The following is a 24,099-nucleotide window of genomic DNA, read 5'->3' on the forward strand; positions in this document are numbered from 1 at the left end:
GTTCCACGCGCATCGCCGCTTCGCTTTCCGGTAAAATAAAGGGGCAATGTGACAATGAAAGGGCTCCATGTCCGGCAATCGCTTGATCAATTCTTGGGAGTCGCAGATCAAATCGATGGCGCGGTCGGATCCGCGAATGCGGCGGGTGTTTGCGACAACCCTTTGAATCGACTTAACGAAGATGCGATCGGAGGCATGAATGCTGACGCGGCGCGGATGCCTGGCCGGAGCGCTGGGGCTTGTTCTTGCACGTAAATGCTGGGGCGCCGCGCCAGTCGTGGTCGGCTCAAAGGCCGATCTCGAGGGTGGGCTGCTCGGCCATCTGATGTTGCTTGCGCTCGGGCGGGCCGGCATTGCAACGCAAAACCGGCTGCAAATCGGATCGACCGCGATTTTGCGCCAGGCCTTGCTCTCCGGCGCGATCGACCTTTGCGTGGAATATACCGGCAACGCCGCCTTCTTTTTCCACCAGGAAGGCGATCCTGTTTGGAGGGACGCGGAGGCGGGTTACGCCCGCGCCGCGGCGCTCGATTATCAACGAAATCGCCTGGTTTGGCTTGCCCCAGCGCCGGCCGACAATACCTGGGCGATCGCGGTTCCCAACCGGCTGGCGCGCGCGCAGAACCTCGTAACTCTCGACGATTTCGCCCGCTTTGCGCGGGGCGGCAACAGAGTTAAACTCGCCGCTTCCGCCGAATTCGTGGAGAGCCCGGCGGGACTCCCGGCTTTCGAGGCGGCCTATGGCTTCAAGCTCACGGCCGCGCAGCTCCTGGTTCTGTCAGGGGGCGAAACTTCGGCGACGATGAAGGCCGCCGCCGATGGACTTTCCGGCGTCAATGCCGCCATGGCCTATGGCGCGGATGGCGCGTTGAAGGCCCTCGATCTCCGCGTCCTGGAAGATACCCGCCATGCCGAGCCGGTCTATGCGCCAGCTCCCGTGGCGCGCGCGGCGATCCTCGAACTCTATCCGCAGATCAAGGAGGTTCTCGCGCCCGTCTTCGCCCTCCTCGATCTTGCGAACCTCCGCGATTTGAATGAGAAAGTCGCTATCGAAGGACAAGATCCCAGCGTCGCCGCGGGGGATTTTCTGCGCGCGCGCGGATTGCTTGATTAGGGCTTGGGGCGCATTCTCGCGATGCGCCCGTGCGGATGCGCCTCTTGCGGATACAGCTCTTGGGACCCGCTTTGAGGGCGCCCCTTAGGCGACGGCGAGGAGAGCTCGATGCCGGTCGTTCATAATCGCGTGCTGCTGGCGCTTTGCTGCGCCGGTGCCCTTGGCGTGGGCTTCGGCGGCTTCCTCGAGGTTGCGCCGAACCGGCTCGCGCGCGGGCTTGCGCTTCCTCTATGGCAGGCGCCCTTTCCCGAAGCCGCCGCGATCATAATCTTTCTATCGCTGCTCGCGCTCTTGGCTTTCATGCGCCAAGACAAGCAACGTTCCATCGCGACCGTTCTGGCCGCGGCTGGCGTCTTGTGGGGAAGCCTCGCAGGGGCCGGCCATTTCGCCGCGCTGCTCGCAAGGGCCGATCTACCGGCCGCGCGATCTTCGCTCGGCCTCGCCTTCTGGACCCTGGTTGCGATCGCCTTTCTCGCGATGGTCGACGCCGCGCAGAGGGCCAAACCGCCTCTGCCCCTGCGCATTGGTTTCGGCTTGGCGCTTGGCGTCGGCTTTGTCCTCATGGCGCAAGCCGGAACATTTGCGGATCTTTCGCTCGCCAAGGAATTCTCAAGCCATCGCGCGATTTTCTTCAGCCAATTATGGCGCCATATCGGGCTTGTCGCCGGGGCGCTGTTTTTCGCGCTCATGATTGGCGCGCCCCTCACCGCGCTCGCCTTGCGCCGGGCCAGCATGCGCTGCGCCATCTTTTCGAGCCTCGGGGTTCTCCAGACCATTCCCTCCTTGGCGTTGTTTGGCGTCTTGATCGCTCCGCTCTCGGCCCTGAGCGCGCAGTGGCCTTTCCTCCACGATGTCGGGATCGGCGGAACCGGCGCGGCGCCGGCGATCATCGCCTTGACGCTTTACGCGCTGCTGCCGCTTGTTCGTAATTCCTACACCGGCTTTACCGAAGTCGCGGCGGAGGTGAAGGACGCCGCCGCCGGCATCGGCTTCAACGCCCGCCAAATTTTCGTTTCGGTCGAGTTTCCGCTCGCCGCGCCGGCGCTTGTCTCGGCCTTGCGCGTGGTCACGGTCCAGTCCGTCGGCCTTGCCGCCGTCGCCGCCTTGATCGGCGCCGGGGGGCTCGGCGCATTCGTGTTTCAAGGCATTGGCCAATATGTCATGGACCTCGTCCTTGTCGGCGCGATCCCGATCGTCCTTCTGGCGCTGGCCGCTGATTTCAGTTTCCAGATGCTGCTTGCGGCGGCGCGGAGACGAATGTGATTGAATTGCGCGAAGTCTCCAAATCGTTTGGCGGCGCTCTCGCCGTCGACAATCTTTCGCTGCGCATCGAAGGCGGCGCCTTTTTCGTGCTGATCGGCCCATCTGGTTGCGGCAAATCGACGGTGCTGCGCATGATCAATGCGATGATTTCCTGCGACCGGGGAAAGATCGAGATTGGCGGTCAGGACATCGCCAAATTGGACCCGGTGACGCTGCGGCGCGGCATCGGCTATGTCATCCAATCGGGCGGCCTCTTCCCGCATTGGACCATCAAAGACAATATTGCCGCCGTGCCGCGCCTTTTGGGCTGGAGCGACGCGCGTTGCGCCGAGCGCCTCGATGAAATCGTCGCCATGCTGCGGATCGATCCGGCGCTCCTTCCACGCTATCCGCGTCAGTTGTCTGGGGGCCAGCAACAGCGCATCGGAGTCGCCCGCGCGCTCGCCGCCGATCCCGATGTGATCTTGATGGACGAGCCTTTCGCCGCGCTTGATCCGGTCAGCCGCGCCGATCTGCAGGAGGAGTTGCGCCGCCTCCATGCGCAAAGCTGCAAGACGATCGTGTTCGTCACCCATGACATGGACGAGGCCTTGCGCCTGGCGACGCATATGGCGGTGATGAACAAGGGCGCTCTGGTTCAGACCGGCGCTCCCGCGGAAATCATGCTGCGGCCGGCGGACCAGTTCGTCCGCGCATTTCTGGGCGGCGATAACTTGCCGCTCCGCCTTCTCGAGTTCACGCCGGTCCAAGACCGTTTGCGATCCGGCTCAAAACTTGGCCGGATATTTGGCCAGGGAGTTGGCGCAGGAGCTGGAGAGACCATAGCCGCGAGCGCCAGCCTCAAGGCTGCATTGACGCTGATGTTGGCGCGCGGCTGCGACCATCTGGACGTCGAGGACGAGAGCGGCGCGCGGCTCGGCGAAATCCACGCCGCCGACATTATCGCGGGCGACGATGCGCGCTGAGTTGGCGGCATTGTTCACAAAATTCGTCCGCTACTCCGCGCACTGGCGCGGACTGTGGCCAGCGCCTTTGTTGATCGCCGCCATTGTCCTCGTGCCGGCGGCGGGGCCGCTTTTTCACGCCCTCTTTCCCGACCTGCGCAATCCCATCTATGGGCGCGCGAGTTTTCTCGAACTGACCCTCGCGCATTGCCAGCTCGTCGCGATTTCCAGCTTCGTCGCGGCGGCGGTCGGGATCGGCCTCGGCATTTTCGTCACCCGCGAAAGCGGCCGCGAATTCGCGCCCATTGTCAGCGCCATCGCCGCCGCCGGACAGACCTTTCCGCCGATCGCGGTGCTGGCGCTGGCTATCCCCTCGCTCGGCTATGGCGCGGCCCCGACGCTGGCCGCCCTCGCCGTTTACGCCATTCTTCCCATCCTGGAAGCGACGATTACGGGCCTTCACGCCGTTCCCGCCGGCGCCCGCGACGCCGCCATCGGCATCGGCTTTGCGCGCTCCGACCTGTTGCGGCGGATCGAACTGCCGCTCGCGCTGCCGTTCATTGTCGCGGGCTTGCGCAATGCGGTGATCATCAACATCGGCACCGCGACGATCGGCTCGAGCGTCGGCGCCCTGTCGCTGGGTTCGCCGATCATCGAAGGGCTCTCGGCGTCAAACCCGGCCTATGTTCTGCAAGGGGCCATCATAGTGGGCCTGCTCGCCGTGACGAGCGACCGGTTGTTCGATTGGCTTGAAGGCTCGCGCCTGTTTCTCGATCTCAAAGGCGGCGGCTTCAACGGCGGGTGAGGCGGCCGCCGCGGTTCGAACCGGAACGCAGTCACGTCCCGATGTCGAAGCGGATGCCCTGAGCAAGCGGCAGTTCGGTGCTGTAGTTGATCGTGTTGGTCGCGCGGCGCATATAGGCCTTCCAACTGTCCGAACCGGCCTCGCGGCCGCCCCCGCTCTCCTTCTCGCCGCCGAAGGCGCCGCCAATCTCCGCCCCCGAAGGACCGATGTTGACATTGGCGATGCCGCAGTCCGAACCGGACGCCGACAGGAAGCGTTCCGCTTCGCGAAGATCGGTCGTGAAGATGGATGAGGCCAGCCCTTGCGGCACGCCATTGTGGAGGCGGATTGCTTCGTCCCAGTCTCGATAGCCAAGGACGTAAAGAATTGGGGCGAAGGTCTCCCGATGCACAATGGGCGCCTGATCCGGCATTTCGACCAAGGCGGGGCGGACGTAATAGGCGTCGGGCCAGCGTTCGATCAAGATGCGCTCGCCGCCGTGAACGCGCCCTCCCGCGGCGGCGGCCTCTTTGAGCGCGCGTTGCATAGAGTCAAAGGCGGCCTTGTCGATCAATGGGCCGATCAGATGACGCCGGTCTCGCGGATCGCCGATCGTCGCTTGCCCATAGGCAAGCTTCAGCCGCTCGATCAGGGCAGGGCGCAGACTGTCATGGACGATAAGCCGGCGCAGGCTGGTGCAGCGCTGGCCGGCGGTTCCGACCGCCGCGAATACGATGGCGCGGGTTGCAAGCGAAAGATCGGCCGAAGGCGCGACGATCATCGCATTATTGCCGCCAAGTTCGAGGATGCAGCGGGCGAAACGCTTGGCGAGTTGCGGCGCGATCTCGCGGCCCATTCGCGTCGAACCCGTGGCCGAGACAAGCGGGACGCGCGGATCGCCGACAAGAGCCTCGCCGGTCCGCTGGCCGCCGGTGACGAGCTGGCTCAGATTTGGCGGAACAAAATCAAGCGCATCGGCCGCCTTGTCGAACAAGGCTTGCGCGGCGAGGGCGCAAAGCGGCGTTTTCTCGGAGGGTTTCCAGACGCAGGCGTCGCCGCAAACAAGGGCGATCACGGCGTTCCAGGCCCATACGGCGACGGGAAAGTTGAAAGCCGTGATGATGCCGACGACGCCCAACGGGTGCCAGGTCTCGCGCATGGCGTGGCCAGGACGTTCGGCGGCTATGGTCAGGCCATAGAGCTGGCGCGACAATCCAACTGCATAGTCGCAGATGTCGATCATTTCTTGAACTTCGCCGAGCCCTTCTTCGATGATCTTGCCGGTTTCGCAGGTTACGAGAAGCCCCAGATCCTCCTTATGGGCGCGCAGAACGTCGCCGAAACCGCGGATGAGCTGGCCGCGCCTAGGCCCGGGGACGGAGCGCCACCGCAGAAACGCCTCATGCGCGCGCCCGATCGCGGCGCTGACGTCTGGCGGGGAATATTCGCCCGCGCGGCCAAGTTCCGATCCATCGATGGGGCAACGGCTCGCGAGCGCGCCCACAGAGGACGGCTGAACGCCGAGGCGAGAAAGCAATGCGGCGAGATTTGGCATGAAACCGCCCTTTGAAGATATTCTGAGTCATATGGTGAGACTTTCCGGCCTGTGTGGCGTTATCTTGGGAGTTCGATCGGCGCGGAGGAGCGATCCAAGGCGACGCGCCAGATTCGTACCGTAGCCTTTAGGGGTGAAGGCATGGCTATAGCGGTGGCGCTGGCGTTGGTCCTCATCGTGATCGGCTCGGTGGCGTTTCACCTGCTGAGCCCGTGGTGGTTGACGCCGATCGCCTCCAACTGGCGCTACATCGACGACACGATTGTCCTCACCTTTTGGATTACCGGCGCCGGCTTTATCATCGTCATCTTGTTCATGGCCTTTTGCCTCTTCCGCTTCCGTCACAAGGAGGGAAGACAGGCGGCCTATGAGCCGGAAAACAGAGGCGTGGAGATCTGGCTCGCCATGGTGACGGCGATGGGCGTCGTGGCCCTGTTGGCGCCGGGGCTGCTTGTATGGAGCCAATTCATCACGGTCCCGAAAGACGCGGCCGAGGTGGAGGTTGTTGGTCAGCAATGGCAGTGGAGCTTCCGTCTTCCGGGGCGTGACGGCAAGTTGGGCGTCTCCGATACAAAATTCGTCGACTCCGACAATCCGCTAGGTTTGAACCCGGATGATCCCAACGGTCGGGACGATGTCGTGATCGTTGGCGCCGACCTGCATTTGCCGCTTGGCAAACCCGTCAAGGTCCTGCTTCGCTCGATCGACGTCGTGCATGATTTCTACGTGCCGGAGTTTCGCGCGAAGATGGATTCGGTGCCTGGCCTCGTCAGTTACTTCTGGTTCATTCCCACCCGCGCCGGAACGTTCGAGAGTCTCTGCGCGGCGTTTTGCGGCGTCGGCCATCCGCAGATGCGCGCCAATGTCGTGGTTGAATCAGAGGATGGATTTCAAGAGTGGCTGCGCAAGCAGCACACCTTCGCGCAGTCGTCGCCGCAAACAACGAAAGCAGCGGCGAGGCGTTAGAGCATGCCCGTCCGCGGCGGGGATGGGATGGAAAGGTGAGCCTCAACAGGAGGCTCATCCGAACCGAGAGAGGGGAGCAGTCCGATGGTCGACCTTGGCTCAGTCGAAGCGATCCCGCCCGCCGAAACCGCCGACGTCGAGCTGTACCATCCCAAAAGCTGGCTAACGAAATACGTCTTCTGCCAGGACGCCAAGGTCATCGCCATCCAATATTCGGTCACGGCCCTCGCGATCGGATTTGTGGCACTTGTGTTGTCGTGGTTGATGCGGCTGCAACTGGCGTTTCCAGGCAGCTTCGCCTTCATCACGCCCAGCAGCTACTACCAGTTCATCACCATGCATGGCATGATCATGGTGATCTACCTGCTCACCGCGCTGTTCCTCGGGGGCTTTGGCAACTACCTTATCCCGCTGATGTTAGGCGCTCGGGATATGGTTTTTCCTTATGTGAACATGCTGAGCTACTGGATCTATTTGCTCGCGGTGCTGGTGTTGATAGCGACCTTTTTCACGCCAGGCGGGCCGACCGGCGCCGGCTGGACCCTATACCCGCCCCAGGCCATCCTCGAAGGGACGCCGGGGCAGGATTGGGGCATTATTCTGATGCTCATTTCCTTGATCTTGTTCATCATCGGCTTCACCATGGGCGGCCTGAATTATGTGGTGACGGTGTTGCAGGGGCGCACGAGGGGCATGACCTTGATGCGCATGCCATTGACGATATGGGGAATTTTTACCGCCGCCATAATGGCGCTTTTGGCCTTTCCGGCCCTGTTGGTCGGCGCCATCATGATGCTGTTCGATAGGCTCCTTGGAACCAGCTTCTTCATGCCGGCCATCGTTCAGGCGGGGGAGCATTTGAAATATGGCGGCGGCAGTCCGATATTGTTCCAGCACCTGTTCTGGTTCTTCGGCCATCCAGAGGTCTATATCGTCGCCCTGCCGGCTTTCGGAATCGTCTCCGATCTGATCAGCACGCATGCGAGAAAAAACATCTTCGGCTATCGCATGATGGTTTGGGCTATCCTGGCGATCGCGATCCTCAGCTTCGTGGTGTGGGGACACCACATGTATATCAGCGGCATGAACCCGCCGTTCGGATTCTTCTTCGCCACATCGACGCTGATCATCGCCGTCCCGACCGCGATCAAGGTCTATAATTGGGTGTTGACGCTGTGGCGCGGCGATATCCACTTCACCGTCCCGATGCTGTTCGCGCTTGGCTTCATCGTCACATTCGTGAATGGAGGAATCACTGGCCTCTTTCTCGGCAATGTGATCGTCGACGTACCGCTTTCGGCCACTATGTTCGTCGTCGCCCACTTCCATATGGTGATGGGGGTGGCGCCCATTCTCGTCGTCTTCGGGGCGATCTATCATTGGTATCCGAAGATCACTGGGCGGATGATGAACGAGACTCTCGGAAGAATCCATTTCTGGATCACCTTTCTCGGGGCCTACGCGATCTTCTTCCCGATGCACTATCTGGGTTTCATGGGCGCGCCGCGCCGCTATTATGAGATGGGCGAGACGGCCTTCATGCCGGCCTCGGCGATGACGCTCAACATCTTCATCACCATAGCCGCGCTGATTGTCGGCGCCGTCCAGCTGGCGTTCGCATTCAATCTGATCTGGAGTCTTTTCAAGGGCAGGGAGGCCGGCGGCAATCCGTGGCGCGCCACGACGCTGGAGTGGCAAACGCCGCAAACCCCGCCGGGCCACGGCAACTGGGGCAAGGAATTGCCCGTGGTCTATCGTTGGGCTTACGACTACAGCGCGCCGGGCGCCGATGGGGGCTTCCTGCCGCAAAACCAGCCTCCCGCCGCGCCAGCCAGCCGGGCGGCCGCGTGATGAGCATCATGTTCGTCTTCCTCGGCGTCATAGGAACCATCGCGGCGTGGTGGTTGTCGCGGCAAAGGCTGGCGTCGAAGCCCTGGCTGGAGGTCGGCGCGATCGATGACGCAGGCGCATCGAGCCTACCCGCCGCGAAGATCGGCTTAGGCGTCTTTCTCGCTGTCGTCGGCGCTTTATTCGCGCTGTTTTTCAGCGCTTATGTAATGCGAATGCACATGGTGGAGACGAACCTCGCCGATTGGAAGGCGCCGCCTTTGCCAGGCCTGTTGTGGCTCAACACCGGTGTGCTGATCTTGAGCAGCGGCGCGCTGCAATGGGCGCGCGGCGCCGCCCGCCATAGGGAGATGGAGGCGCTTAAAGCGGGGCTGATCGCGGGAGGCGTTCTGTCTCTCGCCTTCCTCGCCGGCCAGCTGCTGGCGTGGCGGAACCTCGTCGATGCGGGCTACTTCCTGGCCTCGAACCCGGCCAACGCCTTCTTTTATCTGATCACCGGCGTGCATGGGCTGCATGTGCTGGGTGGTCTGGCGGCCTTAGGCGCAACCCTCGCCAAGGCGTGGGATGGCGTCGCCTTTGACCAGATGCGCTTGAGCGTCGAGCTATGCGCCATCTATTGGCACTTCCTCCTCTTGGTCTGGCTGGTTTTTTTCGGTCTGCTGTTGCTGACCGATCCAATTCGATCGGAGAGTGGCCTTATCGCCGCGATTTGCCGCGTTTTCTGAGGGCTGTTTCGCCGCATGACTTTTGGAAGATTTGCAGTTGGAGAGGACTAAGATCCCATGACCAAAACCGCGTTGACCAACATGGGAGAATCCATCGCGCGGCCGACCGGCTGGGCGGGCTTTTCCGCTGACTGGACCTCGGACCAGCGGGCGTTCAAGAGCGCCTCTTGGGGCAAGGTCATGATTTGGATCTTTCTTCTCAGCGACACCTTCATCTTCAGTTGTTTTCTGATCTCCTACATGACGGTGCGCATGTCGACGACCGCGCCTTGGCCCAACCCCAGCGAAGTCTTCGCCTTGACGATCGGCGGTCAGGAAATCCCGCTCATCCTGATCGCCATCATGACCTTCATCTTGATCAGCAGCAGCGGGACCATGGCGATGGCGGTCAATTACGGCTACCGGCGCGATCGCGTCAAAACCACCGCTTTGATATTGGCGACGGCGGCGTTCGGAGCCTCATTCGTCGGAATGCAGGCTTTCGAATGGACCAAGCTGATCACCGAAGGGGTCCGCCCCTGGGGCAATCCCTGGGGCGCGCCTCAGTTCGGCTCCAGCTTTTTTCTGATCACCGGCTTCCATGGGACCCATGTGACGATCGGCGTCATTTTCCTGCTGATTATCGCGCGAAAGGTTTGGCGCGGAGATTTCGATCACGAAAGGCGCGGCTTTTTCACCAGCCGAAAGGGGAGCTACGAGAACGTCGAAACCATGGGCCTCTACTGGCATTTCGTCGATCTCGTGTGGGTCTTCATCTTCGCGCTTTTCTATCTTTGGTGAGGAGAACATCATGGCGCAGGAAACGACGCATGCCGAAGCGCATCAACCTCCGATCAAGCTCTTTCTGATCGTATGGGGATGGCTGTTCGTGCTGAGCACATGCTCCTATCTCGTCGACTATTTTGGCTTCGAAGGCTATCCAAGATGGTCCTTGATTCTGCTGTTCATGTTTGCGAAGGCAGGCCTGATCGTCGCGGTCTTCATGCATATGGCTTGGGAGCGCTTGGCGCTGGTCTACGCGATCCTGGTCCCGCCGGGCGCGGTGCTGGTATTTGTGGCGATCATGATATTCGAATCGGATTACACGCACGCCGCCCGGCTGATGTTTTTTGGCGCGGGATCTTAACCGCGAGCGGCGCTAAATCGCGAATTCGGAGCCGCGCTATTTTTGCGCCGGCGCGAATTTTTGATCGCTGAAAGGAGAGGATGTTGGGGTCTGAATCGCGATAAAGCCGATTCCCGCCGCCTGGTGGCAGCTATTGCAAGCTGTTGTGAGATCGGTGAAGCCTCGTTTGACCTTGCCTAGATCGTTTGCCTTGACGGCCTCTTGCAGGGCGAGGAGCGGCTTCACCACCGACCCAATATATTCCACCGGCAGATTGCGGTAGAGCACGGCCGCCTTGTCGAAACTGTCCTTGAGCTGGCTTAGTTCATAATTCAGCAGCTCCCAATTCTTCGACCTGATAGCGTGCCAAAGTTTGATATGCCGCCATTGAACGTTCGCCATAATATCGCCGAGGCTGGTTAAATAGGTCTCGCTCGACAGTCCCGCGCCGGAAGGGGGCGGCGCGGCGAAGAGCACATCGTCGCCCAGGGCGGGCGGAGCCGAAACAATTGGCGAGACGCCGGCGAATAAGATGCCGCCGAACAAGGCCGCGCGCAATAAGACCGCTCGCGATGTAGGTTGCGTCATTATGTCCTCTCCAGAGCATGATCCCAAAAGGGTGTAGACCTTTTTGGATTAGATCATGCCTCGAAACAACAAGATAGAGAGCTGTCAAGAACATCCGCTCGCCGGCGCCGCTCTAAGCCTTCAGCTCGTCATCTGAATCATGTCGCGTAGTTTTGGGTAGATTTCAGTGTTCCAGCGCCGGCCATTGAAGACGCCGTAATGGCCGACTCCTGTCTGCACATGGTGCGCCTTCATATATTGCCTCAGCCCCGAGCAAAGCTCCTGGGCGGCGAGGGTTTGGCCAAGGCCGCAAATGTCGTCGCGCTCGCCCTCGACAGTCAGCAGCGCGGTGCGTTTAATGGCGCGCGGGTCGACCCTGCGGCCATGCACTTCGAGTTTGCCGAGCGGCAAGACATGGTCTTGAAAAACCATCTTCACCGTTTCGAGATAGAACTCCGCCGGCAAGTCCATGACCGCGAAATATTCCTCGTAGAATGTCTGCAGGACTTGAAGCTTGGTCAGGTCGCCGTCGGCGCGGGCCTCCGCCATATCCTTGAAGGAGCGAAGATGGCGCTCCAGATTCATTGAGATGAAGGCCGCGAGTTGCATGAATCCTGGATAGACGCGGCGACCCGCGCCCTTGAAGCGCCGGGGCACTTTGGCGGTCAGATTCTGCTCGAACCAGGAAATCGGCCGTTTGGCGGCCAATTCATTGACCTTCGTCGGGTTGACGCGCGTATCGACCGGCCCGGCCATCAAGGTCATGCTGCGGGGCTGGGCTTCGTCGCGGTCTTCCGCCATCAGTGCGGCTGCGGCGAGAACCGGGACGCAGGGCTGGCAGACCGCGACGACATGCGCGCCAGGGCCCATGACCCGCAGGAATTCGATCACGTGATCGACAAAGGAATTGAAATCGAAGCGGCCCTCGGCGAGAGGCGCATCGCGAATGTTGCCCCAGTCGGTGATATAGACATCATGGTCCGCGAGCATTGTCTTGACCGTCGCCCGCAATAAGGTCGCGAAGTGGCCTGACAAGGGCGCAACCACCAGGACCCGTGGCTGCGCGGTCTCGAGGTCCTTCTTGAAATGGAGCAGCGTGGCGAAGGGCGTCGAATGGACTGGTTCTTCGCGCACCGGGACCAGACGATCGCCAACGCGGGCTGAATCGATCGCAAAGGGCAGCCGCGCATGGGTCACCGTTAGATTGGCGAAGGTGTCCAAGGCGCCGGCGAGATTGCGGATCGGCCAACCTGGCGCAAGCAGGGGCCAGGGCAAGCGCAGAGCGGTTCCGGCAGCCGCGGCGAGCGGGCGCACAAGATCGAGGAAGTCCGCTTGCGCTCCATAAGCTTGATAAATCATTTCGGCCGCACCAAAATCAGAGACGATTCAAGCACGATGTCTTGAATCGGAATCAATCATACGCTCCGCCTCGTTGTTTCGTTTGTCGTCTCGACGCGTGATATTGCGTCAGTTGGAGCGATTCCCGATCAGGTGGAATTATCTGATCGGGAATCGCTCAGAGTCATAAAGGGTTGGAGCATGATCTGATCGAAAAAGTCGGTCAACTTTTTTAAGAACATGCTTTAGGCTATGCAGGTTTGGTCCGGTTCACAAGTCGGCGGCGAAGGGGCATGCAGTGGACGACGCCACCCTCACGATCAGCAGCAAGAATTATTCCTCATGGTCGCTGCGCGGCTGGCTGCTGACCAAATTTTCGGGGCTCGCCTTCTCGGAGAGGATCATCTCGCCGGACGATCCCGCGATGCGCGCCGAACTCCTCCTGATGTCCTCGTCCTTTCTGGTGCCTTGTCTGAACCATGATGGGATGAGCATTTGGGACACTCTGGCCATCGGCGAATATCTGAACGAGATCAAGCCCGAGGCGCGTTTGCTGCCGGAAGGCCGAGCCAGGCGCACCTATTGCCGTTCGATCAGCGGCGAGATGCATTCGGGCTTTGGCCCCATGCGCTCGGCTTTGCCGATGAATCTGCGCGGCGATTTTCCCAACTTCAAGGTCTGGACGCGGGCGCAGGCCGATATCGATCGCATCGCCGCGATCTGGCGGGACTGTCTCGATCGCTATGGCGGGCCTTTCCTGTTGGGCGAGCGCTCGATGGCCGACGCGATGTATGCGCCCGTCGTGACGCGATTCCTCACCTATCACGTCGCGGTGGACCCGATCTGCGGAGCCTATTGCAAGGAAATCATGGCCATGCCCGAGATGGTCGAATGGAGCGAGGCGGCCAGGAGCGAACCCGACGACGTCGAGGAACTCGAAGTCGAATTTTGAGCGCCGTGATCGCCTTCGGCGTCTCGGCTCGCGAGGGCAAGGGCGATCGCAAGCGCGGCCCTCAGGCTCTGAGCTTGTAACCTGTCTTGAAGATCCACCATACCATCGTAAGGCAGGCGATGAGGAAAGCTGCGGTCATGCCGAGGCTGATGGCGACGCTGACATCGGAGCTTTCATAAAAGCTCCAACGGAACCCGCTGACCAGATAGACGACGGGATTGGCCAGCGTAACCGTTCGCCAGAATGGCGGGAGCATGTCGATGGAGTAGAAACTGCCGCCAAGGAAGGTCAGCGGCGTGATGATCATCATCGGCACCAGCTGCAGCTTCTCGAACCCGTCGGCCCAAATGCCGATGATGAAGCCGAACAGACTGAACGCGACGGCGGTGAGGACGAGGAAGGCAAGCATCCACAGCGGGTGGGCGATCTCGAACGCCACGAATAATCGCGCGGTGGCGAGGATGATCAATCCCAGCAGGATCGACTTGCTGGCCGCCGCCCCGACATAGCCGACGACGATCTCGACATAGGAAACCGGAGCCGAGAGGATCTCGTAGATCGTGCCTGAGAATTTCGGGAAGAAGATGCCAAACGAGGCGTTGGAGAGGCTTTGCGTCAGAAGCGATAGCATGATCAGTCCCGGCACGATGAAGGCGCCATAGGCGATTCCGTCGATCGCCGTCATGCGCGAGCCGATGGCTGCGCCAAATACGATGAAATAGAGTGAGGTCGAGATGACCGGCGAGACGATGCTTTGCAGCAGCGTGCGCCAAGTGCGCTCCATCTCGAAAAAATAGATCGCGCGGATGGCGTGGAGGTTCATGGGCTGGCCCTCACCAGGCTGACGAAAATTTCCTCCAGCGAGCTTTGGCTTGTCTGGAGGTCCTGAAAATCGATTTTGAGGTCGCTCAAACGCCGCATCAGCGGGGCGATTCCAGTCCCCTCTCCTTTGGCGTCGTAGGTGTAGACCAGTTCGCTTCCGTTTCCTGAAAGCTCCAGCCGATAGCCGGCGAGTTCGTCTGGAATGGCGTCCAGCCGATCCAACAAATGGAGGATCAGCTGTTTCTTGCCGAGCTTGTTCATCAGCGCGGCCTTATCCTCGACGAGGATGATCTCGCCCTTGTTGATCACCCCGATCCGGTCGGCCATTTCCTCGGCCTCCTCGATGTAATGGGTGGTCAGGATGATGGTGACCCCGGTCGCGCGCAGCGATCGCACCATCTCCCACATGTCGCGCCGGAGTTCGACGTCGACGCCCGCCGTAGGCTCGTCAAGAAACAGTATTTTCGGCTCGTGCGAGAGCGCCTTGGCGATCATCACGCGGCGCTTCATGCCGCCGGACAGCGTCATGATCATGCTGTCCTTCTTGTCCCATAGCGAGAGGTCGCGCAGCACCTTCTCGACATAGGCCGGGTTCGCGGGCCGCCCGAACAGGCCGCGGCTGAAGCTGACGGCGGCGAAGACCGTTTCGAACGCGTTGGTGGACAATTCCTGCGGGACCAGTCCGATCTTGGCGCGGGCGGCGCGATAATCCTTGACGATGTCGCAGCCGTCGGCCCTGATGACGCCGCTGCTCGGATTGACGATGCCGCAGATTATATTGATCAGCGTCGTCTTGCCGGCGCCATTTGGGCCCAGCAGGGCGAAAATCTCGCCCGGCCGAATCTCCAGATTGATCGTCTTGAGGGCCTCGAAGCCAGAAGCGTAGGTCTTGGTGAGACCGGAAACGGAAATGATCGGCTGCACGGGGGTCCTCGATTGAGAGGGTCGACGGCGAAGACGGATTTGTCGGCCTGTCCTGAACCTGCGGGACGAAGTCCTCGGGGGTTGCGCCCGGACGGGCGGCGGCGGGTCATGGCGAGAGAAGGATTTGCAGGTCTCCGACGCTCCCTTTGATGAATATCCCGATTGCGAAGAAAGGTCAGCCACCTTGCGCGCCGGCGACCTCATGGGCGCCGCCGCGGAGCCATTGCCTTTAATCCTTTTTCCCGGCGCTCCCTGCTTCTGTCGCCGAGCAATTCGCCTATAGTAAGGATATTGCATCAATTTTCCGGGAGCAGCCGTCCGCCATGCAGATCATTTCTTTCGCTAAGGGCAGGCCATGACGCAGGAACTGCTTGGCCGGCGCGTCCTCGTTCCAGAATCCCGGGAGCAGGCCGTGTTCGTGCGGATGCTGGAAGAGCGCGGCGCGATCGCCGTCACCTGCCCGATGTTCGCGATACGGGACGCGCTCGATCCGGCGCCCGTCGCGGACTGGCTAAACCGCTTTATCGTCGCGCCCTGCGACGACCTGGTCATTCTGACCGGCGAGGGATTGCGGCGCCTGGTGAGCGCGGCGGATCGAACCGGGGCGAAGGACGCTTTCATCGCCGCGCTTGGACGCGTCCGCACCTTTGTTCGCGGTCCGAAGCCCGTCCGCGCATTGCGCGAAATCGGGCTCGAAGCGGGCGCCATCGCCCCGACGCCAACCACGGCCGGAGTGATCGAACTCCTCGCCGGCGTCGTTCTCAAGGGCCGGCGCGTCGGCGTTCAGCTCTATCCGGAGCAGGATCCCGGCGCGCTTTTCGCGGCGATCTCGGCCGGCGGCGGCGCCGTGGACCCGGTGCTTCCCTATTCCTATGATAGGGAGGCAAGCGATGGCAGCATTCTCGAAGCCATCGCCGGGATGGCGCAGGGCCGGATCGACGCGGTCGCCTTCACCAATGCCGGGCAAGTCCGTCGGTTCGTCGAGGTTGCGCGCGCCCACCTCAAGGAGACGGAGCTTCGCGAGGGTTTGACGCGCGCGGCGATCGCCGCGGTTGGGCCTTTGGTGGAGGAGGAGCTCGCCAAGGCGGGCTTTCATGCCGCCATCGTCCCTGCCGGCGGCCTCTTTTTCATGAAGCCGCTGGTCAAAGCCCTGGCGGATGCAATGGGAAACTCGGTTTAGCGTCGCCGCGCCATTATTTTCGAAAACCGGCGCCCGCCTTTCGAAAATAATGCCTCAACTCATGTCTTGCTGCGATTGCCTCTCCGCCAATCAAATCCGGTGCGCCGCCGAGCAGGAAGGCTGGCGGTGGAGCCGGCTGTAACGATCAGCGAATGCGATCAGGCGCTAAAGGGGACCGATCCGGATTTCGGACGCAGGCGGACAACGACATCGACCGCGACGATCTCATAACCCTCGGGCGGTTCGAGATCGCCCGCGAATTTAATTTCGTCCGTGGCTATATCGCAAACTTCGCCGGTATCCTCAAAGAAGAAGTGGCCATGATCGCTGGTATTGGTGTCGAAGATCGTCTTCGTGCCTTCGATCGCAAGACTGCGAATCAAGCCGACCTGGGCGAACAGATTGAGCACGTTGTATACGGTTGCGAGTGAGGCCGTCATGCGGGCGGCATGCGCCTCCACGGCCAAGGCATCCGCCGTCACATGCCTGTTCCCCTTGCTAAAAAGGAGCTTGGCGAGTCCGATGCGCTGCCGCGTTGCCCGAAGGCCATGCTTTTCAAAAAGGGAGCGACTCCGACGGACCGCCGGTTCTGACGCCGTCGGGCGCTCTTCGTCCATGGAATCAAACATAAGCCCCTCGCTTTCCCCTCTTGACCGGCTATAATAAAACTATTGTCGCGGCGGGCACAATGATAAAAGCATATTTTAGACTAATTCTAATCTATGCAAAAGCCTTCCAGGCCGCTTCCCATCCTTAGCCTTGGCTTCCACTTCTTGCGGCCGAACCTTGGCCGCGCAGGATTGGCGGCGGATGGGGGTTTTCTCCGCACTCGATGGCCGTCCGCGCATCCCATCGCCATGACTTGTCGGTCAGCGGCCCGCGGCCTCGCGGCTCGGCGATGCAAATCCATCGGTCAGGGTTTCGAGGAAGGCGGCGATGTCGTCGATCTCCGCCTTCGAAAGCGCCGGGGCGTCGCCCGGATTGCCGCCGAATGGCGGATCATTATTGATGTTCTGATGATATTGCGCGGGCAGGTCGTCGAATTTGGCGATGGCGCCGTCGGCGCGGCGCGGATACCATTTTTCCGGCTTGACGTCGCGCTCGACATAGAAGGCAATCGCTTCGCGAAGGCTTTGCGCGCCGCCATTGTGAAAAAACACCTGGCGCAGGGCGACATTGCGCAAGGTTGGCGTTTTAAAGAGGCCGCAATAATCAGCGCGGTCACGGAAATCGGCGCGCTCGGGTCCACACAGGCCAAGATCGAAAAAGTCCGGATCCTGATTGGCCGGGATGTCTATATTGCGCGGCGCGCCTAACGCGATCAAGCCGTCGTCGGTGAATTGGGGAAGCGTGCCGGGCTTTCTCGGCGCACTGATGTGGCAGCTCGCGCAATTGCCTTTTGCGGGATCCTCGAAGAGCGCGAGCCCGCGTTTTTCGGCTGCGCTCAACTCGGCTTTTCCTCTCAGGAACGCATCATATTTGCTGCTATAGGGAAAGAACTCTTCGGCGGTCTGCTGATAGGCCTCGAGCGCCTTGGCGGCGGCCGTAAGCGCGCCTTCGGGACCCTGCGGCATTCTCTGGCCCAAAATGCCGCGCAGCGCCGCGCCGTAGTTCGCCTCCAGCGCTGCGACAAGCGCGGCGCGATCATCGTTCGCCATTTCGATTGGCGAGAAAAGCGGAATCAGAGCCTGCTTGCTCAATTGGTCGACGCGTCCGTCCCAGGTCAGACCGCCGGTGGGTCCGGCGTCGACGCTCTCGTCGCCTTCGTCGTCCGAATCGTGAAAATGCTCGGTGAACTGCGGCGTCGCCTGTTTGTAGGTGAGGGTCGGAACGGCGCGAATGCCGGATCGGTCGAGGTTCCTCCCGCCCAATTGGACGCTAAGCGCATTGGCGGGCGCAAAACCATGCGCGGGGTCGTGACAGGCGGCGCATGACATCTTGCCCGAGCCCGAAAGCGCCGGGTCCGCAAACAATCGCCGTCCGAGGTCGGCGAGCTCCTTGACCTGCCGATAGACTTCGGTGCGCGTCAGGCCGCTGGAGGCGTTCGCATCCGGGCGCTCGCCCGCGCCCGCGCCGCGGATCGGCGCAAGACAGATGAGGGCGAGCATGATGGCAGGCGTCGAAGCGCGCCAGAAAGGCATTCTCATTGCCGCCTGTTTCGAAGTCCGACGATCAGTTTCACCCGACGATAGATCGCGCCGCATGACAGCGCGATGACGGCGCGATCCCTCGCGCTTTGTCAAAATGCTGTAATGCGCGGCTTCTAAGTCCAACGCATCGTTCAGGCTTGCGTTGGGGGAAACCGCGATGAAGATACGGCTTTGCATATTGGCGGTCGCCGCCGCCGGGCTGACGTCCTTGGCCTTTGTCAGCGAGTCCAACAGTCAGAGCGTCACGGAGCAATCGATCGTTTCCCGTCGACTTCGTGAGATCAACACCGTCGTTGTAATTTACGCGGAAAATCGCAGCTTCGATAATCTCTATGGCAATTTTCCCGGCGCCAACGGGTTGAAGACCGCTTTTCAGCAGATGACCTTGAACCGCCAGAAGGATCGCGACGGCTCGGTGCTGAAGGAATTGCCGCCGATCTGGAACGGCCTCACCGCCCCGGGCGTGGTTCCCCCAGTGACGCAGGCGCAGACCGAACATTTGCCCAATGCCCCCTTCGGGATCGACGATCCGCAAGGCTTCAACCAGCCTTTGAGCGTCGCGACTCGGGATCTTGTGCATCGCTTCTATCAAAACCAAATGCAGATCCATGGCGGCAAGAATGATCGTTTCGCCGCCTATGGCGATTCCGGCGCTCTGGTCATGGGGTATTACGACGGCTCGAAACTGCCGCTCTGGGCGGTCGCCAAAAAATATACGCTCGCCGATAATTTCTTCATGGGCGCTTTCGGCGGCTCGTTTCTCAACCATCAATTTCTGATTTGCTCATGTGCTCCGACCTATCCACATGCCGATCAAAGCCCGGCGAGCGGTTCGGTCTCGGTCGTCAACCCGGATGGCGTCTCGCTGACCTTGGCGGCGAATTCACCCGCGTCGGCGATCGATGGGACGCCCAAGTTTGTCAAAGACGGCGCCCTCACCCCCGATTTCTATGCGGTGAATACGATGCAGCCGGCCTATCAGCCGAGCGCCATTCCGCCGGCGCCCGGGGGCGATCCGGCCTATGCCGACCCGGCCAGCGCGTCGAGGCTGCCGCCGCAGACCAGCAAGACCATCGGCGAACTCCTCAGCGCCAAGGGCGTCACCTGGGCTTGGTATGCGGGCGCGTGGCAGACTACGCTCGATGGCGCCAATGCGTCGCCGACGCCGAACTTCCAATATCACCACCAACCGTTCAATTATTTCGCGGCCTACGCGCCCGGCACGCCTGCGCGGGCCGAGCATCTGCTGGATGGCGGCGTTGCCGGCGCTAAATTCATCGCGGCGATCGACGCCGGCGCGCTGCCCCAGGTCAGCTTCTACAAGCCGCAGGGCAATCTGAACGAGCATCCCGGCTATACAGACGCCCTCTCCGGCGACCAACATATCGCCGACGTCATCTCGCATCTGGAGAAAAGCCCGCAATGGGGCCACATGCTGGTCATCGTCACCTATGACGAAAACGGCGGATTTTGGGATCATGTCGCGCCTCCCAAGGCGGATCGCTGGGGCCCGGGCAGCCGCATCCCGGCTTTGATCATCTCGCCATTTGGCAAGAAGAACTACGTCGATCACACCCGCTACGATACGACCTCGATCTTGCGCTTTCTCACTAGACGCTTTGATCTGCCGGTTCTGCCTGGCCTGCTGGCCCGCGACCGAGCCATGTTTCGCCAGGCCGGACAGCCGATTGGAGACTTGACTCGCGCGCTCGACTCCTCACGCTGAGCCGACCTTCAGGAGGCCCGGCGAAGGGCCTCCTTTTCGTTTCATGGAAGCTCCTGCGCCTGGTCCGCGAACCCATGCCCGACGCCCGCGGAAAAAGCGCTAGCGCGCTTTCAGTTTCGGCGGAATCAGAAAGCAGCTTTAGGTCTTTGTCTTGTCGCATTTTCTTAACGCGAACCGGCATCCACTTCGCTCGAAAATGCTCTAAATTCAGGCTGCGTCGACCAAAACGATCTCAGCATCTTCGAGCGCGCGCACCCGCAGAACCGCCTCCCCATGAGCCGCCGCCCCGTCGCGGGCGTTCAGTTTCACCCCATTGACTTCGATGGCGCCCTTGGCGGGCACCAGATAGCCGTGGCGGTCTTCGCCAAGCGGATAGTCCGCCGTTTCCCCAGCTTTCAAGGTCGCGCCGAGAACGCGGGCGTCGGTCCGGATCGGAAGGGCCTCGGCGTCGTCCTCGAAGCCGCTCGCCAAGGCCACGAACCGGCCGGAGCGATCGCCCTTCGGAAACGGCTTGGCGCCCCAGGAGGGACTGCCGCCGCGCCGGTTCGGGAGAATCCAGATCTGAAACAGGCGGGTCGCGTCCCGCTCCTGATTGGATTCGGCGTGGCGGATGCCGGTCCCGGCGCTCATCACCTGGACGTCGCCGGCCTGCGTGCGGCCCTTGTTGCCCAAGCTGTCCTCATGCGTGATCGCGCCTTCGCGGACATAGGTGATGATTTCCATGTCGGCGTGGGGATGCGGCGGGAAGCCGCTATCCGGGGCGATGGTGTCGTCATTCCAAACCCGCAGGGCGCCCCAGCCCATCCGGCTGGAGTCATGGTAGCCTGCGAAGGAGAAGTGGTGCTTGGCGTCGAGCCAGCCATGATTCTCGCCGCCAAGGCGCTCGAAAGGTCTGCGTTCGATCATCGTAGGTCTCCGTTGCGGAGGATCGAGGCGTCCGCCGCGCAGACAAATATTGTATCCATCGCGTCGATCTGAAATAGAAATGATGGAAACGGACCGTTTCCAGTTTAGCGATGACCAGACTTCCAGATTTTGAGGCATGGGCAATTTTCGCGAAGGCGGCCGAGCTTGGCTCTTTCGCCGGCGCGGCCATGGATCTCGGCGTGTCGAAAGCCACCGTCTCGAAAGCCGTGGCGCGGCTCGAAGCCAGGCTGGGCGCGAGCCTCTTCCACCGCACGTCCCGGCGCATGTCGCTGAGCGAAAGCGGGCGCGCCTGCCTTGAGCGCGCCGCCCTGATTCTCGCCGAGGGCGAGGCGGCCGAGGCTGAGGCCATGGCGCAAGCTGGGACGCCAAGGGGCCTCGTTCGCCTCGCCGCGCCGATGTCCTTCGGGGTCGCTCATCTCGCGCCGGCGCTGCCGGAGTTCTTCGCCCTCTATCCGGAAGTCTCGATCGAACTCAGCCTCGACGACCAGCTCGTCGATCTCGTTGGCGAAGGCTTCGATCTGGCGCTGAGGATCTCATCGCTTGCCGATTCCACCTTGTTGGCGCGACGCCTTTGCTCCGTCCGGATTGTTCTGGTCGGGGCGCCCGCCTATTTCGAGCGGGCCGGCCGCCCCCGCCATCCCAAGGATCTCTCCTCCCACGCTTGTCTCATCTATACCTATGCGCGCGGCCGCGACGTCTGGCGCTTCGTCAACGAGACCCGAGAGGAATTTGCCCTGGTTGCGCGCGGACCTTTGCGCGTCAACAACGCCGATGCGGCGCGACCCGCGCTGTTGGCTGGCCTCGGGATCGCGCTGCAGCCGGAATTTCTGGTCTGGCGCGATCTCGCCGAAGGCCGGCTGGAGCGGGCGATGACGGATTGGGCCGCGCCCGCCATCGCGCTGCATCTCGTCGCGCCGCCCGGCCGGCTGCGCCCGGCGCGCGTGCAGGTCTTGATGGACTTCCTTGGCCATCGCTTTTCGCGCGCGCCATGGGCCGTAGCTTAGCGAATGGCGAGCGCCTTCGGCGGAGGGCGCGGCAAGAAATAAAAGCGCGAGCTTGATGCGAAGGCTGCTGTTTTCGTTTTCGAAAAGCTTTCAAAGGCCTTGCGTTTTGCCTTCCTGCGCGTCATCATTTTTTAAGAACCTGCGCGCCGCCGGTTGATTTCAGCGCTGCGAAACGTGGTTTCTGCACTCGCGCCGGACTCAAAGGCCTGCGTCGAATTACGTGGCAATGCCGATATGACGCCTCTACCGCGCGCGCTGGCTTTACCCGGCGAGTAGTCTTGACAAGACTGTCATGGACTTGTCACAATTTGCAGCGCAAACCTTCCAACATGGCCTTGAAATGAACGCGTCGGACAGCGAGGCGGCAACCGGCGTTTCCACGGCCTCGCTCGCCGCCGAGCCCGGCCGAGAGTTGGAGATCAAATTCAAAACCGACGCGGCCGGCCTGAAGCTCGCGCTCCGCTCGGAGCTGCTTTCGACCGGCGCGGCGGATGCGCCAAGCCGGACCCTGCGGTCAGTCTATTTCGACACGCCTGCCGGGGATCTCCGCAAGCAGAGAATGGTGCTGCGGGTGCGAACGATTCGCGCCTCGCATGTGATTGGCTTGAAATGGGCCGGACCTCTTGCAGACGGGCCGTTTTCCCGCGGCGAGATCGAGGTTCGCGCGCCGGGGCTCGATCCCGACATCGCCCTGTTCGACGCCGAAATCGCGGGCGAGGTGAGCCGCATCATCGATGGGCGCCCGCTCGAGCAAAAATTCGAGACGCGGATCAGGCGGCGGGTCCGTCAACTCGATCTCGGACGCGCGCAGGTCGAGGTCGCCTTCGACGACGGATTCATTATCGCGGGCGACCGTAAGCAGCCGCTGACGGAAGTCGAACTGGAATTGAAGGGCGGCGAGGAAGGGCCGCTCTATGAGCTCGCGCTCCAGGTCGCGGCGGCCTTGCCGTTGCGTCTCGACATGATGAGCAAGGCCGAGCGCGGTTTCATGCTTGCGGCGGGAGACCGGCCGATGCCGGTCCGCGCGGCGGCCTTGCGCTATCCCGAGGAGGCGACGCTGGACGACGCCGTCGAGATTGTGACCGCCAGCGCCCTTGGCCAATTTGCCGCCAATTGGCCTGCGTTGACGGAAACGCGCGACCCCGAATCGATCCACCAGATGCGCGTCGCCCTTCGCCGCTTGCGCTCCGCCCTGGCCTTCTTCAATCGCGCGCTTCCTTGCGCCGAATTCGAGCTCTTTCGGGGCGAGGCCAAGCGAATCGCTTCGGCCTTCGGCCCCGCCCGGAACTGGGACGCGTTCCTGGATCTCGTCGAAAAAGGGCCGCTCACGCATCACCCGCGGGACGAGAGTTTCACGGCGCTCTTGACGGCGGCGGAAGATCGGCGCCTGGCGGCCTATGCGATCGCGCAAGGCGTGATCGCCGATCCCGCGACGACCCGATTCGTTCTGAACTTGCGCGCTTTCGTGGCCCGGCGCGCCTGGCGCAGCGGCCTCTCCGGCGCCGAGCTGCCGCGCCTGACCGAGCCGGCCAAGCGCTTCGCCGCCGAAACCTTGGAGCGCCTTCACAAGCGCGCGCTCAAACGCGGCCGAGGGCTTCTGGAAATGCCGCCAGAGGAGCGCCATCAGCTCCGAATCGCGCTGAAAAATCTTCGCTACGCGGCGGAATTCTTCAGCGTTCTATTCGGCGGTGGGGCAAAGTCCCGCCCCTACATCCGGGCGGTGGCGCAACTGCAGGATGGGCTTGGCGCCTATAATGACGAGGCGAGCGCGGCGCAGCTCCTGCAAGACCTCGACGCGGCCGCCGGTTCCCAGGTTGCGAAAGCGTCGGGCGTCATTCTTGGGTGGTGCGGGCGAGGCGCCGTCATCGGCGACGCCAATTTAGGAAAAGCATGGAAATCTTTCAAACGAACGCGCTTATTCTGGCGCTGACCGGATTGGCGACTGGCGCTCAGGGCCAGCCCTTGCGGATCAACATCCGATCGAAAAAGTCCATCTCCCCTTTGCTCCTTTGCTCCCCGATGCATCGCCGCGGCCTCTGGCGACATCGCTGATTTTAACAAGTCAATGGATTGAGCGCACGCGTCAAAACCCGGACATAAGAATAGCGCGGCATTGTCATACGGTTGAAATATGAAGTTGCGATTGTTGCCGCCTGCCATTCGGCAACGAGATGGAGACGCTTGGCGGCCGCGGATTTGGGGCCG

22 protein-coding genes are annotated in these 24,099 nt (G+C 61.8%); 14 read left to right on the forward strand and 8 right to left on the reverse strand.

Annotation, left to right across the window (positions count from 1 at the left end; translation table 11 throughout):
• Nucleotides 1-199: 199 nt before the first annotated feature.
• From DL86_RS09905 to DL86_RS09920, 4 genes are all read left to right on the forward strand, one after another.
• Nucleotides 200-1,114, forward strand: a complete 915-nt coding sequence (locus tag DL86_RS09905) for a glycine betaine ABC transporter substrate-binding protein (protein ID WP_036260773.1) — start codon at nt 200-202, stop codon at nt 1,112-1,114.
• A 108-nt stretch (nt 1,115-1,222) separates the two neighbouring features.
• Nucleotides 1,223-2,377 (forward strand): ABC transporter permease, encoded by a 1,155-nt coding sequence (locus DL86_RS09910; RefSeq protein WP_036260774.1) that lies wholly within the window; start codon nt 1,223-1,225, stop codon nt 2,375-2,377.
• On the forward strand, nt 2,374-3,342 hold the full coding sequence (locus tag DL86_RS09915; RefSeq protein WP_036260776.1) for an ABC transporter ATP-binding protein: 969 nt from the start codon (nt 2,374-2,376) through the stop codon (nt 3,340-3,342). Before DL86_RS09910 ends, DL86_RS09915 begins: the two co-directional genes overlap by 4 nt.
• Nucleotides 3,332-4,126 carry an ABC transporter permease gene (locus tag DL86_RS09920; protein WP_084572822.1) on the forward strand — a complete coding sequence of 265 codons (795 nt, stop codon included), beginning with the start codon at nt 3,332-3,334 and terminating at the stop codon, nt 4,124-4,126. The genes DL86_RS09915 and DL86_RS09920 overlap by 11 nt, the downstream gene beginning before the upstream one ends.
• 31 nt (nt 4,127-4,157) lie before the next feature.
• On the opposite strand, the gene amaB is transcribed toward DL86_RS09920, so the two are convergent.
• Nucleotides 4,158-5,660, reverse strand: a complete 1,503-nt coding sequence (amaB, locus tag DL86_RS09925) for an L-piperidine-6-carboxylate dehydrogenase (protein ID WP_036260778.1) — start codon at nt 5,658-5,660, stop codon at nt 4,158-4,160.
• Between the two features lie 147 nt (nt 5,661-5,807).
• On the opposite strand from amaB, the gene DL86_RS09930 reads away from it, so the two are divergent.
• The 5 genes from DL86_RS09930 to DL86_RS09950 all read left to right on the forward strand — a co-directional run bounded on the left by DL86_RS09930 (nt 5,808) and on the right by DL86_RS09950 (nt 10,325).
• Nucleotides 5,808-6,626, forward strand: coding sequence for a cytochrome c oxidase subunit II (locus tag DL86_RS09930; RefSeq protein WP_036260915.1), 819 nt, complete (start codon nt 5,808-5,810; stop codon nt 6,624-6,626).
• 84 nt (nt 6,627-6,710) lie between these two features.
• Nucleotides 6,711-8,477, forward strand: coding sequence for a cbb3-type cytochrome c oxidase subunit I (locus DL86_RS09935; RefSeq protein WP_036260780.1), 1,767 nt, complete (start codon nt 6,711-6,713; stop codon nt 8,475-8,477).
• Complete coding sequence (locus DL86_RS09940) at nt 8,477-9,199, forward strand: cytochrome c oxidase subunit 3 (RefSeq protein ID WP_051953122.1); 723 nt, start codon at nt 8,477-8,479, stop codon at nt 9,197-9,199. The genes DL86_RS09935 and DL86_RS09940 overlap by 1 nt, the downstream gene beginning before the upstream one ends.
• 57 nt (nt 9,200-9,256) lie before the next feature.
• The gene (locus tag DL86_RS09945; RefSeq protein ID WP_036260781.1) at nt 9,257-9,979 is read left to right on the forward strand and encodes a heme-copper oxidase subunit III family protein; all 723 of its coding nucleotides are present in this window, start codon (nt 9,257-9,259) and stop codon (nt 9,977-9,979) included.
• Nucleotides 9,980-9,989: 10 nt separating this feature from the next.
• Nucleotides 9,990-10,325, forward strand: a complete 336-nt coding sequence (locus tag DL86_RS09950; RefSeq protein WP_036260782.1) for a cytochrome C oxidase subunit IV family protein — start codon at nt 9,990-9,992, stop codon at nt 10,323-10,325.
• A 36-nt stretch (nt 10,326-10,361) separates the two neighbouring features.
• On the opposite strand, the gene DL86_RS09955 is transcribed toward DL86_RS09950, so the two are convergent.
• Together DL86_RS09955 and DL86_RS09960 are read right to left on the reverse strand one after the other, a co-directional pair.
• Nucleotides 10,362-10,892 (reverse strand): hypothetical protein, encoded by a 531-nt coding sequence (locus DL86_RS09955; RefSeq protein ID WP_051953124.1) that lies wholly within the window; start codon nt 10,890-10,892, stop codon nt 10,362-10,364.
• 120 nt (nt 10,893-11,012) lie between these two features.
• Nucleotides 11,013-12,230: a polyhydroxyalkanoate depolymerase gene (locus tag DL86_RS09960; RefSeq protein WP_036260784.1), complete on the reverse strand. Its 1,218-nt coding sequence runs from the start codon at nt 12,228-12,230 to the stop codon at nt 11,013-11,015.
• 277 nt (nt 12,231-12,507) lie between these two features.
• Between DL86_RS09960 and DL86_RS09965 the strand changes: the two genes are divergently transcribed.
• Nucleotides 12,508-13,161: a glutathione S-transferase family protein gene (locus DL86_RS09965; RefSeq protein WP_036260785.1), complete on the forward strand. Its 654-nt coding sequence runs from the start codon at nt 12,508-12,510 to the stop codon at nt 13,159-13,161.
• Between the two features lie 61 nt (nt 13,162-13,222).
• On the opposite strand, the gene DL86_RS09970 is transcribed toward DL86_RS09965, so the two are convergent.
• Nucleotides 13,223-13,984 (reverse strand): ABC transporter permease, encoded by a 762-nt coding sequence (locus DL86_RS09970; protein WP_036260787.1) that lies wholly within the window; start codon nt 13,982-13,984, stop codon nt 13,223-13,225.
• Nucleotides 13,981-14,907, reverse strand: coding sequence for an ABC transporter ATP-binding protein (locus tag DL86_RS09975; RefSeq protein ID WP_036260788.1), 927 nt, complete (start codon nt 14,905-14,907; stop codon nt 13,981-13,983). Before DL86_RS09975 ends, DL86_RS09970 begins: the two co-directional genes overlap by 4 nt.
• Nucleotides 14,908-15,262: 355 nt before the next feature.
• On the opposite strand from DL86_RS09975, the gene DL86_RS09980 reads away from it, so the two are divergent.
• Nucleotides 15,263-16,087, forward strand: coding sequence for a uroporphyrinogen-III synthase (locus tag DL86_RS09980; RefSeq protein ID WP_036260790.1), 825 nt, complete (start codon nt 15,263-15,265; stop codon nt 16,085-16,087).
• A gap of 158 nt (nt 16,088-16,245) precedes the next feature.
• Here DL86_RS09980 and irrA read toward each other — a convergent pair whose 3' ends face one another.
• Both irrA and DL86_RS09990 read right to left on the reverse strand, forming a co-directional pair.
• Nucleotides 16,246-16,716 (reverse strand): iron response transcriptional regulator IrrA, encoded by a 471-nt coding sequence (irrA, locus tag DL86_RS09985; protein WP_036260791.1) that lies wholly within the window; start codon nt 16,714-16,716, stop codon nt 16,246-16,248.
• Between the two features lie 240 nt (nt 16,717-16,956).
• Nucleotides 16,957-18,228: a cytochrome-c peroxidase gene (locus DL86_RS09990; RefSeq protein WP_156964567.1), complete on the reverse strand. Its 1,272-nt coding sequence runs from the start codon at nt 18,226-18,228 to the stop codon at nt 16,957-16,959.
• Nucleotides 18,229-18,394: 166 nt separating this feature from the next.
• Between DL86_RS09990 and DL86_RS09995 the strand changes: the two genes are divergently transcribed.
• A complete protein-coding gene (locus DL86_RS09995; protein ID WP_051953126.1) occupies nt 18,395-19,963 on the forward strand; it encodes an acid phosphatase in 1,569 nt (522 codons plus the stop codon).
• Nucleotides 19,964-20,170: 207 nt separating this feature from the next.
• Here the strand turns inward: DL86_RS09995 and DL86_RS10000 are convergent, their stop codons facing one another.
• Nucleotides 20,171-20,869, reverse strand: a complete 699-nt coding sequence (locus DL86_RS10000) for a pirin family protein (RefSeq protein ID WP_036260792.1) — start codon at nt 20,867-20,869, stop codon at nt 20,171-20,173.
• Nucleotides 20,870-20,979: 110 nt separating this feature from the next.
• On the opposite strand from DL86_RS10000, the gene DL86_RS10005 reads away from it, so the two are divergent.
• Both DL86_RS10005 and DL86_RS10010 read left to right on the forward strand, forming a co-directional pair.
• A complete protein-coding gene (locus DL86_RS10005; RefSeq protein ID WP_036260793.1) occupies nt 20,980-21,894 on the forward strand; it encodes a LysR family transcriptional regulator in 915 nt (304 codons plus the stop codon).
• A 340-nt stretch (nt 21,895-22,234) separates the two neighbouring features.
• Complete coding sequence (locus tag DL86_RS10010; RefSeq protein ID WP_162180416.1) at nt 22,235-23,824, forward strand: CYTH and CHAD domain-containing protein; 1,590 nt, start codon at nt 22,235-22,237, stop codon at nt 23,822-23,824.
• The last annotated feature ends 275 nt before the right edge of the window (nt 23,825-24,099 follow it).

This window comes from Methylocapsa aurea, from assembly GCF_000746085.1.
GTDB classification, from domain to species: domain Bacteria; phylum Pseudomonadota; class Alphaproteobacteria; order Rhizobiales; family Beijerinckiaceae; genus Methylocapsa; species Methylocapsa aurea.